The sequence below is a fragment of the Parageobacillus thermantarcticus genome (assembly GCF_900111865.1).
GTDB lineage: Bacteria > Bacillota > Bacilli > Bacillales > Anoxybacillaceae > Parageobacillus > Parageobacillus thermantarcticus.
Genome location: NZ_FOJS01000034.1, coordinates 18,434 through 29,355, shown reverse-complemented (window position 1 = coordinate 29,355; position 10,922 = coordinate 18,434). Strand labels below are relative to the sequence as shown.

Sequence of the window (10,922 nt, the reverse complement as noted above, 5' to 3'; positions counted from 1 at the left end):
AAGTGGTACCGGCGCTTGTCCCGGGTTTCCGCCAATTGTCGGTCGATGTCCTCCAACAAAGCCGTAAACAACTCGGCGAAGGCGTTTTGCAAGGCCCGAAACAAATCAAGTTCGATCTCTTTCCATGACAACGAATTTGTGGTAAGATGTTGTTGAATATTCATAGGACTCTCTCCTCCTGTTTGATAGTGTGGTTAATGAATATCTTACCAGGGAGAGAGTCCTTTTTTCATCTTTCCTGCTTGGGATCTTACCGCGCTTCGCTTGGTGGCCCCGATGAGGGGAATTGCGAACCTACGTTCCCAACCCCCTCATCGGGGAATTCTAAGAATTTCTCCCACAAACATTTTACTCACACCACTTGTCAACGCTATACGCTGCAAGCCATGTCGGCTTAGGCGCTGTTTGTTGGCATTGGCAAAAAAAGAATCTCATCCATCTCGCACATGACAAACTGTCCATTTACCATTATACTAAAAACAGCAGCTGCTGTAGAGGAGAGGATGGAAAAATGAGCGATATTATTCTTATAACAGGGAATGTAAAATTTACGATTACGTTGGATCCAGGAGTATGGATTTTTGATGACCGCAAAATCGATTTAAACACATACTTTTCGAAATCATCTGATGATCAACTGCAAAGCGGGCAACAAGAAGAAGAGGAAATAAAAAAACTGTCAGCGTTTTGGGACCGGGAAATTCAAGAAGGTGCCGTTTTCCCGCCGACATTGAAAACAGAAAAACGTTTTCTAAAAGAAAAAATTATTACAGGAACATTCGCGATGCCGCTTGCTCCGTTTTTGCAAAACGCCGAGCCGCTCCCAGATGCAAAAGAGCTGACTATCGTCACCGAGCATAACGAAGTAACGATTCCGCTTGCGCAAGCTTACGAGGCGATTCTTGGATTTTCTAAAGATGGAAAGCCGTTAAGGGAAGACGGACCCGTGCATTTTTATTTTGGCGACGGCTCCAACCGCGAAACCCCGATTACTCATGTGCGCCGTTTCGTCGTCCGTTAAAGCAGGATGTCCTCGGATGGGACATCCTGCTTTTTTTACAATAAATCCGCGGCAAGCTGCGCCAATGTCGAGCGCTCTCCTTTGATGAGACGGACGTGCCCGGCGATTTTTTGATCTTTAAACTTTTCAACGACATACGTTAACCCATTATTGTACTCGTCCAAATACGGATGATCGATCTGTTCCGGATCTCCCATTAAAATGATTTTACTTTTTTCTCCAACACGCGTTAAAATCGTTTTCACTTCATGCTTCGTTAAATTTTGCGCCTCATCAATAATGATAAACTGCTCCGGCAGGCTGCGACCGCGTATATACGTGAGCGCTTCGACTTCAATCGAACTCATTCCCGCCAAAATCGCATCTAACTCCCCCGCCTTTTTTGTGTTAAACAAATATTCCAAATTATCAAAAATCGGCTGCATCCACGGGCGCAACTTTTCTTCTTTTTCCCCAGGTAAAAAACCGATATCTTTTCCCATCGGAACGATTGGCCTCGCAACAAGCAGCTTTTTATACGTGCGCAAATCTTCCGTCTGCATCAGCCCCGCTGCAAGAGCAAGCAACGTTTTCCCCGTTCCCGCTTTGCCGATCAAAGTCACAAGCGGAATGTCATCGCGCATAAGCAATTCAAACGCCATCGTCTGTTGCACGTTGCGCGGACGAATTCCCCATATATGTTCATGGTGAAACAAAAGTTTTTTCACTTTTTTTCCGCTATGATCGACAATGCCAAGGGCGGAAGCCGAGCCGCCAAAAGCATCTTTCATGACAATAAATTGATTTGGGTAAAACGGATGGTTGGCAATGTCCGCTAAAACAAGCTCCCCTTTTTCATAAAATCGTTGCAAATGCTCCGTCCCTATGTACAGTTCAAGAAAGCCAGTATAAATATGGTCAACATCGACGACACGGTCGCTTAAAAAGTCCTCTGCTTGTAGCCCGATCGCATCGGCCTTCACGCGGACGAGGGCATCCTTGCTTACTAAAATAACGGAACGTCCGTTTTCTTTTGCTTGTTCTTCAAGCGATAAGTTTTTGGCAACGGCCAAAATGCGATTATCGTTCGTTTTTTCCACAAAAATTTCTTGGAGCTGGTGAAAGGAGCGATGATTTAATTCGATGCGCAACACCCCGCCGTTTTCAAGCGGAATTTTTTCATGCAGCTTTCCGCTTTCACGAAGGCGGTCAATGAGTTTCGATACTTGGCGCGCATTTCGCCCCACTTCATCCATATATCGTTTTTTCGAATCCACTTCTTCCAACACTACAGCCGGAATGACCACTTCATTGTCTTCAAACGAGAAAATGGAATACGGATCTTGCAATAAGACGTTCGTATCCAACACATATATTTTTTTTCCCAAATTCCCACGCCCCCCATTTTCGCTTTTTCCTTTGCTTATATTTGGACGGGATCGTTGTTATATAGTATGAGGAAATGTATAAAGATAGAAGAATGATTGCAAAATAAAGTAAAAAATAAAATAGAGGTGTAACTAGAATGAACTGGAGCCGACATTTATTTATTGCGATATGCATCGGTTTACTAAGCGGGTGCAACTTTGGAAATAACGAAAGTGCCCGCGATGGGGACCGCTCGCTTGTCCGTGTCAAAAATACGGCCGATGAAAAAACAGTTGACAAATCAGGACAAGAAATCGCCCATCGTCTAGCGGATTTAGCCAAGCGCGTGCCGAACGTAAACGACGCCGCCGCCCTTGTTGTCGGAAAATACGCGATCGTTGGCATTGACGTTGCCGCAAATATCGATGCTTCCCGCGTCGGCACGATTAAATATTCCGTCGCCGAAACGTTGCAAAAAGATCCTTACGGGGCAAATGCCATCATCATTGCTGACCCTGATTTATACACTCGATTGGAAAATATCGTCAACCAAGTCGACAATGGGCGACCCGTTCAAGCGTTTATGAATGAAATCGCCGATATCGTCGGGCGCGTCATGCCGGAAGTTCCGAGCGATTTGTTGGAAACAACCCCGCCGGAGCCGACCGAACAAAATGATTCGCAATTAAATAAGCGCGAAGAAGAACAGCTCCATCACCGTCAAGAAAACCAGTCTAACGAACACTTAAATAAATAAGGAGCCTAGCCTTAAGCGCTAAGCTCCTTGATTTATGCGTTGCGCAGAGCCGTCATTACTTGATTGTCCAGTTTCGCCGCCGCCTGCGCATCGTACGTCTTTTCATATTTTGGTTCTTGTACGATTTTCGAACCGTAAAACATAACATCGCGCACTTCGTTAATGGCAACATCGACTAATGCCAGTTTAAGGGGAACGCCTTCGATTTTCTCGACTTTAATATGCGCTTTTCCGCTAATCGAATAGACGGACTCGTTAGCAATGATGTTGACAACAATAGCCGGATTGTTTCGAATGTTTTGCACAATGCGGGAGCGGTTGTCAACGGCAAAATAGATATGTTCTTCGCTAGGGGCATAAATCCATGAAATCGCGCTGACATTCGGGCCGCCCGTTTCATGGTCGATCGTCGCTATCGTCACAAATCGTTCTTTTTGCAGCGCTTGAAACAACGGTTCCGTTAATGCGGCTTCCACTTTATTTGGCATCGCTATCCCTCCTAAAAAATGCTCTTCGTTTATCATACATTTTTTCTTAAAAATGCGAAAGTAAAAAGGGTTCGGATTCATGATATAATAAAAATGAAATTGAAATAAAGCGACGAGGTGGACGATGAGAGTCAAATGTGTTCTTTGCGACCGAATTGACACGATCGATGATGAATCATTGCTTGCCAAACGACTGCGCAACCGTCCGATTCACACATACATGTGCCAAGAATGTCATGATCGGATCGCCGAAAAAACGAAAGCGCGCCTAGCGACCGGAAAATTTCGCATATATCGTGCGAAATTGCCAAACGATGAATGGTAAAAAACGCCGGGAAGTGATTCCCGGCGTTTTTTACAAAGGATAATTGCGATATTTTTCAGGCGCTTCTTCAATTTGCTTAAGCATCGACTCAATAAGTTCCGTTGGAAAACGAGCTGATTTTTCCTCGCCATCTTTCTCGTACTCGACGATATACATTGCTTCTTTTTTTACTTTCACCTTTGTGACGTTGAAATCACGCTTCAATATTTCCTTAAAAAAGGCGGCGGTTTCTTGCGCCGCCGCATCATCCGGACGCGCCTGCGCCACGACGTAAATCGTCAACCAATTATAAAGGGCGTCTTGCAGCGACTTCATCGTCCCACCGCCTTACTCATGCTTTTTCGATTGGTATAAGCGAACTTTATAAATAATTAAGACGAGAGCCGCCACGACCAAACCTTCGGCGACAGGCAAAAATACCGCAAAAAACGTTAAAATCGTGCAGCCTAACGCGAGTAGCACATAGATGATGACGTTTTTCAATAGCGGCAGTTTTTTCGCAAAACCAAGGCGATAAACGATAGCGGATAAAATGAGTACAGTAATGTAAAGAAGCCACATGCCCCGTTCCGGATCTGTATGCACTTTGTATAGCGAAGCAAAAAAGGTAAGGCGCTCTATGACGTTCACCATCTTTCCCCCTTTATTTCGCCTGCTTAGCGGCTTTCTTTTTCTTTTCCATTTTTTCTCTCTCGCTTTTATTCAATATTTTTTTGCGCAGGCGAATCGATTTTGGCGTCACTTCACAATATTCATCGTCATTTAAATATTCCAGCGCTTCTTCGAGCGTCAACAAACGCGGCTTTTTCATCGTAACGGTTTGCTCTTTTGTCGAGGAGCGGATGTTCGTCATATGTTTTTCCCTGCAAATATTGACGGCTAAATCATTTTCACGATTGTGCTCGCCGACAATCATCCCTTCATACACTTCAGTTCCAGGCTCTACAAAAATGGTGCCGCGGTCTTCTAGCTGCATAATGCCGTACGCCGTCGCTTTTCCTGTTTCCATGGAAATCAATACCCCTTGGCGGCGGCCGCCTATTTGTCCGCTTTGCGCCGGCGCGTAATGGTCAAACGAATGGTTTAAAATTCCGTATCCGCGTGTCAATGACATAAATTCTGTCCGATAACCGATCAACCCGCGCGAAGGCACCATAAAGATAAGACGAACTTGTCCATTTTCGTTATGGATCATATCCACGAGCTCGCCTTTGCGCATGCCGATCGATTCCATGATCGCGCCTGTGTATTCTTCAGGAATGTCGATGATTACTCGTTCAACCGGCTCACAAAGCACTCCGTCGATTTCTTTCATAATGACTTCCGGCTTGGAAACTTGCAGCTCATACCCTTCACGCCGCAAGTTCTCAATTAAAATCGATAAATGAAGCTCTCCTCGCCCAGAAACGATCCACGCATCAGGGGAGTCGGTGTTTTCGACACGCAAGCTTACGTCCGTTTCCAATTGAGTGCGCAAGCGTTCTTCTAGCTTTCTTGCCGTCACATATTTCCCTTCGCGCCCGGCGAACGGGCTGTTATTGACTAAAAACGTCATTTTCAATGTCGGCTCATCAATGCGAAGCGGCGGCAACGCTTCTTGATGATCGAGCGGACATACCGTTTCTCCGACGTTAATATCTTCCATTCCCGCTACCGCAACAATGTCTCCCGCTCCTGCTTCTGTGATTTCGATCCGCTTTAAGCCGATAAACCCAAATAATTTTGTCACACGAAACGTTTTGACAGAACCGTCTAGTTTCATTAGCGCTACTTGCTGACCGACTTTCATCGTGCCGCGGAAGACGCGTCCGATCCCAATCCGTCCGACATAGTCGTTATAATCAAGAAGCGCCACTTGGAATTGCAACGGTTCTTCCCGATTATCGATCGGCGCGGGAATATGCGTGATAATCGTTTCAAACAATGCCGTCATATCTGCTTCTTGTTTGTGGGGATCCAAACTTGCCGTTCCATGCAAAGCGGATGTATACACGACCGGAAATTCAAGCTGGTCTTCCGTTGCGCCCAATTCGATAAATAAATCGATGACTTCGTCGACCACTTCCTCCGACCGCGCGAACTCTCGGTCAATTTTATTGACAACGACAATGGGGGTAAGCTGCTGTTCGAGCGCCTTTTTCAGCACAAAGCGCGTCTGCGGCATGCATCCTTCATACGCATCAACGACGAGCAAAGCACCATCAACAAGCCGCATGATCCGCTCCACTTCCCCGCCGAAGTCGGCATGCCCCGGTGTATCCAAAATATTAATGCGCGTTCCTTTATAACGAATCGCTGTATTTTTCGCTAAAATGGTAATCCCACGTTCTCTTTCCAAATCGTTTCGATCCAATGCGCGTTCTTCCACATGTTCATTGGCGCGAAACGTTCCCGATTGGCGCAACAACTGATCAACTAACGTCGTTTTGCCATGATCAACGTGAGCGATAATCGCAATATTGCGAAGATCTTCTCTTCTTGTCAATGTCGGTCACTCCTAATGTGTAAACTGCTCGTTTATTATATCATAAAAGAGGATAGAAAAGCGGCACGTTTTCATGTAGACTAAAGAAAAACCGTAAAACATGAAAGGGGATTGGGATGAAACAGTTTCAACCTGTATCGTTTTTATTAGCTATATTCGCTGTCATCGCCATCATGGCCATCGGCATTTTTATTGCAGAACAAAGCATGATAGGCATCATTGCTTCCATTGTCGCCTTGTTTATCATCATCGGCATCGGTTTTGCCCGCAAAAAGCGGATGCGTGAAAAAGGAATGCTGTAAAAACGGGACAATACACAATTTGTCCCGTTTTTAACGATGTATATATTTTTGCAAAATTTCTTCATGCAATCCCGGTTTGGAAACAAATACAGAGTTTTTCCCGAGCAAGTCAAGCGGCTCGCCGTATAAGTTCGTCACGATGCCGCCGGCTTCTTGGACAAGCACAAGCCCGCCGGCGAAATCCCATGGCGACAGCCTCATCGTAATATACGCATCCAAGCGTCCCGCTGCAACATATGCCATTTCCAAAGCAGCCGAACCATATGAACGCGTTCCTCTCGCAGCTTTGACAAGCGGGGCTAACACTTTTGGATCAATTCGTTTATTTTCTGTTACCCACGTCGCATTTAAGGAAATAACCGCTTCTGAAACAGATACCGGTTCCAAGCGAGGCAGCGGCTTACCATTAAGAAAAGCGCCCTCTCCTTTTCGCGCCACGTATAGTTCGTCATGCACGACATCGTATACATATCCGAGAATTCCAACGCCATTTTCAAAAACGCCGATCGAAATGGCAAAGTTCCGCTTTTGATGGATGAAATTCATCGTGCCGTCAATCGGATCAATAATCCAGACAACACCTTGCAGCGTTTTAATTTCATCGCCAAATCCTTCTTCGCCAAGCACGTGATGGTCAGGAAACGTTTTTCTTATTTTCTCAATAAAAAACCGCTCTATCTCACGGTCCACATTTGTCACTAAATCATTTCGATGCGCTTTCGTTTCGATCGTTAGCTTTTCTTCCAACGCAGTGTGAATTCTTGCTCCCGCTTCCTTGAGCCAATGTTGGACGCACTCATCGATCTCTTTCCATTTTTCCTGCATATTCATCCTCCTGACTTTCGTAGCATATGTATAGCATAGAATAATTGAAATCGTTCGTAAAGAAAAAGGTACTGTTCAAGAAAAAAACGAACCGTTGATCTGGTTCGCATAAATGCTCTTGTTATACTTGAAGGCGCATTAACTCTTGACGCAGCTTTTCTAGTCTCCGTTTACACTCTTTTTTCTTTTCTTCATTATTTTCCATCATCGCCTCATAAAGAGTCGCTAATTCATAATCTAATTCAAGGCGCAACATCGCTATCCGCTTATCCCCATCCGCACGCTTCACCGAATTCATCGTCTTTTTCATGAGCGCAGGCACCCCTTTCCATATAATCCCCGAAAAGCCGTCAACACAAACACCCGAATTTTCTGATATCTATTTTTGTTTTATATTATATTATGTTGGAAAAGGGGGGGATGCAACAAATTTGTGCGTCTACTTTTCTTCATCGCACACAAAGTCTATTCCATTTTAATCCAGTCGCCATTTCCTGCTTCTTTTGCCTTTTTCATCACCCGATAAGAGGAATATCCGCTTGCTTGTTCAAACTCATCACATAATCTTTTTTCCTCGCTTTTGCTTGGAACAATTTCTTTAAAGCGGCGATAAATATTCATCAGCTTTTCTCGTTCCATTCCTTTTTCGTAAACTGTTTCAATCGCTTCAAAAAATTTGATGACATCAATAATTTCTTGCGTCGACCAGTCGTAAGAAAACGGGTACGAATAATTCATCGCTGACACCTCCGCCGTTAGTTTGCCCATCTATCCCGGATTTGTTCCGCCTCGCTAATGATTCGCGAAAACAATTCCGCTACTGTCGGCACATCTTTAATTAGTCCCATCACTTGCCCCGCCCATGCAAATCCTTCATTTATTTTTCCTTCATAAATAAAGCGGCGGTTTGCTTCTCCACTGATATATTCTTTTAGTTGTTCATACGTTCCGCCTTGCGCTTCTATCTCTAAAATTTTTTTCGTCCATTCGTTAGCGATCGCGCGACCAGGCGCTCCTAAACTTCGTTTAATCACGACAGTATCATGTTCGGAGCCTTTTACAAGCATCTCTTTATAAATTGGATGGGCATGCACGCATTCTTTTGTGGCGATAAATCTCGTCCCCATTTCAATTCCTTCTGCCCCAAGCGCTAATGCCGCCATCAAGCCGCGCCCATCGCCAATTCCTCCAGATGCAATTACAGGAATGGAAACGGAATCCACTACTTTCGGGATAAGAACAAACGTTCCGGTATCATGTTTTCCTAAATGGCCGCCCCCTTCCTGGCCGACGACCATGACGGCGTCCGCGCCAAGTTCTTCCGCTTTTACCGCTTGGCGAACAGCGGCGACAAGCACGAGTTTTTTCACATTGACGCCCTTTAATTGTTCAAAAAACGGGGCGGGATTTCCACCTGTGACAGAAACGACCGGCACCCCTTCTTCCAATGCCGCTTCCAGCATATGATGAAAAGGGCGGCCATGTTGTCCGATCGCAAAGTTTACTCCAAACGGACGAGCGGTTTTTTCTTTTACTTTGCGAATTTCTTCACGCAATTGCTCAGGGGTTTCCAAAGACATTGCCGTAATTTGCCCCAATCCTCCGGCATTGGAAACGGCCGCTGCTAAATCGGCATAGGCCAAGTAAGCGAGCCCTCCTTGAATAATCGGATATGTAATTCCGAGCAGTTCCGTTACCCTTGTTCGCCAAATCATTTTTATCCCTCCTCGTATATTATGTTTCTTGTTGACATCCCCATTTTCCTCTTTTATTTTCAATCTATGTATAGGAAAAAAATTTTACCATTGACGGATAACATATGATGCTTTGCAAATAAAAAAATAAATGCTATAATGCATTTGTTTTATTTTTATGCAAAAAGAGGTGTGAAAAAACGTTGTCACAGTTCGAAACACCATTATTTACTGGACTGTTGGAACATATGAAGAAAAACCCGATTCAATTCCACATTCCTGGTCATAAAAAAGGAGCAGGGATGGATCCTGACTTTCGCGATTTTATCGGCGAAAATGCCTTATCGATTGATTTGATTAATATCGGTCCTCTCGATGACCTTCATCACCCAAAAGGCATTATTAAGCGTGCTCAAGAATTAGCCGCTGAAGCATTTGGGGCTGATTATACATTTTTCTCCGTCCAAGGGACGAGCGGTGCCATCATGGCAATGGTGATGTCAGTTGCTGGTCCCGGCGACAAAATTATCGTGCCGCGCAACGTCCATAAATCGGTCATGTCCGCCATTGTCTTTTCTGGCGCGACACCGATTTTCATTCATCCGGAAATCGATAAGGAGCTCGGGATTTCACACGGGATTACGCCCGAAGCGGTGGAAAAAGCGCTGAAGCAGCATCCCGACGCAAAAGGAGTTCTTGTCATTAATCCGACTTATTTTGGCATCGCCGGTGACTTAAAGAAAATTGTCGAAATTGCTCATTCTTACCATGTTCCTGTTCTCGTTGATGAAGCGCACGGCGCCCACATTCATTTTCATGCAGCTCTTCCGCTTTCCGCCATGCAAGCTGGAGCGGATATGTCGGCAACGAGCGTTCATAAACTAGGGGGATCTTTGACGCAAAGTTCAATTTTAAACGTGCGCGAAGGGCTCGTATCAGCCAAACACGTACAAGCTATTTTAAGCATGTTAATGACTACCTCTACTTCTTATTTGTTGCTCGCTTCCTTGGATGTTGCGCGCAAACGGCTTGCCACGCAAGGTCGGGAACTTATTGAAAAAGCGATTCAGCTCGCCGAAAAAACACGGCGGCAAATCAATGAAATCCCTTATCTCTATTGCGTAGGGGAAGAAATTTTAGGAACGGAAGCAACATATCATTACGATCCAACTAAACTGATCATCTCTGTCAAAGAACTTGGGTTGACAGGATACGACGTTGAGAAATGGCTGCGGGAAATGTATAACATTGAAGTCGAATTGTCCGATTTATACAATATTTTATGCATTATCACGCCTGGGGATACAGAGCGGGAAACGAACGCGCTTGTTCACGCCCTTCGCCATTTATCTGAACAATTTCGCCATCAAGCAGTGAAAGGAACAAAACCAAAAGTGTTGTTGCCGGACATCCCTGCTCTCGCGTTAACACCGCGCGACGCCTTTTATGCAGAAACGGAAGTTGTCCCATTTGAAAAATCGGTAGGACGGATTATCGCAGAATTTATTATGGTTTATCCTCCGGGAATTCCGATTTTTATTCCTGGGGAAATTATTACGCAAGAAAACTTAAACTATATTAAAAAGAATTTAGAAGTCGGCCTTCCTGTACAAGGACCGGAAGACGATACATTGCAAACATTGCGCGTCATCAAAGAGCATAAACCAATTCGCTAAAA

The 10,922-nt window shown here is 44.8% G+C and carries 15 protein-coding genes; 5 read left to right on the top strand and 10 right to left on the bottom strand.

The window, feature by feature from the left end:
• A partial coding sequence (locus BM278_RS13785) for a UPF0236 family transposase-like protein (protein ID WP_208601814.1) occupies positions 1-164 on the bottom strand: 164 nt, incomplete at its 3' end.
• A 347-nt stretch (positions 165-511) separates the two neighbouring features.
• Between BM278_RS13785 and BM278_RS13780 the strand changes: the two genes are divergently transcribed.
• Positions 512-1,021: a hypothetical protein gene (locus BM278_RS13780; protein WP_090950744.1), complete on the top strand. Its 510-nt coding sequence runs from the start codon at positions 512-514 to the stop codon at positions 1,019-1,021.
• A 35-nt stretch (positions 1,022-1,056) separates the two neighbouring features.
• On the opposite strand, the gene BM278_RS13775 is transcribed toward BM278_RS13780, so the two are convergent.
• A complete protein-coding gene (locus tag BM278_RS13775) occupies positions 1,057-2,388 on the bottom strand; it encodes a PhoH family protein (protein WP_090950741.1) in 1,332 nt (443 codons plus the stop codon).
• A gap of 137 nt (positions 2,389-2,525) precedes the next feature.
• Between BM278_RS13775 and BM278_RS13770 the strand changes: the two genes are divergently transcribed.
• Positions 2,526-3,125: a YhcN/YlaJ family sporulation lipoprotein gene (locus BM278_RS13770; RefSeq protein ID WP_090950739.1), complete on the top strand. Its 600-nt coding sequence runs from the start codon at positions 2,526-2,528 to the stop codon at positions 3,123-3,125.
• 32 nt (positions 3,126-3,157) lie between these two features.
• Here BM278_RS13770 and BM278_RS13765 read toward each other — a convergent pair whose 3' ends face one another.
• Positions 3,158-3,613, bottom strand: coding sequence for a pyridoxamine 5'-phosphate oxidase family protein (locus BM278_RS13765; RefSeq protein WP_090950737.1), 456 nt, complete (start codon positions 3,611-3,613; stop codon positions 3,158-3,160).
• A 124-nt stretch (positions 3,614-3,737) separates the two neighbouring features.
• On the opposite strand from BM278_RS13765, the gene BM278_RS13760 reads away from it, so the two are divergent.
• Positions 3,738-3,938: a YlaI family protein gene (locus tag BM278_RS13760; RefSeq protein WP_090950734.1), complete on the top strand. Its 201-nt coding sequence runs from the start codon at positions 3,738-3,740 to the stop codon at positions 3,936-3,938.
• A 30-nt stretch (positions 3,939-3,968) separates the two neighbouring features.
• Here BM278_RS13760 and BM278_RS13755 read toward each other — a convergent pair whose 3' ends face one another.
• Genes BM278_RS13755 through typA form a run of 3 tightly spaced genes read right to left on the bottom strand, consistent with a single transcriptional unit; the run spans position 3,969 to position 6,423 of the window.
• A complete protein-coding gene (locus BM278_RS13755) occupies positions 3,969-4,253 on the bottom strand; it encodes a hypothetical protein (RefSeq protein WP_090950733.1) in 285 nt (94 codons plus the stop codon).
• 12 nt (positions 4,254-4,265) lie between these two features.
• Positions 4,266-4,568 carry a YlaH-like family protein gene (locus tag BM278_RS13750; protein ID WP_090950750.1) on the bottom strand — a complete coding sequence of 101 codons (303 nt, stop codon included), beginning with the start codon at positions 4,566-4,568 and terminating at the stop codon, positions 4,266-4,268.
• Between the two features lie 13 nt (positions 4,569-4,581).
• Positions 4,582-6,423 carry a translational GTPase TypA gene (typA, locus tag BM278_RS13745; RefSeq protein ID WP_090950730.1) on the bottom strand — a complete coding sequence of 614 codons (1,842 nt, stop codon included), beginning with the start codon at positions 6,421-6,423 and terminating at the stop codon, positions 4,582-4,584.
• A gap of 116 nt (positions 6,424-6,539) precedes the next feature.
• Between typA and BM278_RS13740 the strand changes: the two genes are divergently transcribed.
• Positions 6,540-6,725 carry a DUF5325 family protein gene (locus tag BM278_RS13740; protein WP_090950726.1) on the top strand — a complete coding sequence of 62 codons (186 nt, stop codon included), beginning with the start codon at positions 6,540-6,542 and terminating at the stop codon, positions 6,723-6,725.
• 30 nt (positions 6,726-6,755) lie between these two features.
• On the opposite strand, the gene BM278_RS13735 is transcribed toward BM278_RS13740, so the two are convergent.
• The 4 genes from BM278_RS13735 to BM278_RS13720 form a co-directional block, all read right to left on the bottom strand.
• The gene (locus BM278_RS13735) at positions 6,756-7,550 is read right to left on the bottom strand and encodes an inositol monophosphatase family protein (RefSeq protein ID WP_090950723.1); all 795 of its coding nucleotides are present in this window, start codon (positions 7,548-7,550) and stop codon (positions 6,756-6,758) included.
• Between the two features lie 121 nt (positions 7,551-7,671).
• Positions 7,672-7,860, bottom strand: a complete 189-nt coding sequence (locus tag BM278_RS13730; protein WP_090950720.1) for a hypothetical protein — start codon at positions 7,858-7,860, stop codon at positions 7,672-7,674.
• 155 nt (positions 7,861-8,015) lie between these two features.
• A complete protein-coding gene (locus BM278_RS13725; RefSeq protein ID WP_090950718.1) occupies positions 8,016-8,288 on the bottom strand; it encodes a UPF0223 family protein in 273 nt (90 codons plus the stop codon).
• 17 nt (positions 8,289-8,305) lie between these two features.
• Positions 8,306-9,265, bottom strand: coding sequence for an NAD(P)H-dependent flavin oxidoreductase (locus BM278_RS13720; protein ID WP_090950716.1), 960 nt, complete (start codon positions 9,263-9,265; stop codon positions 8,306-8,308).
• A 182-nt stretch (positions 9,266-9,447) separates the two neighbouring features.
• On the opposite strand from BM278_RS13720, the gene BM278_RS13715 reads away from it, so the two are divergent.
• Positions 9,448-10,920: an aminotransferase class I/II-fold pyridoxal phosphate-dependent enzyme gene (locus tag BM278_RS13715; RefSeq protein WP_090950715.1), complete on the top strand. Its 1,473-nt coding sequence runs from the start codon at positions 9,448-9,450 to the stop codon at positions 10,918-10,920.
• Positions 10,921-10,922: the final 2 nt, after the last annotated feature.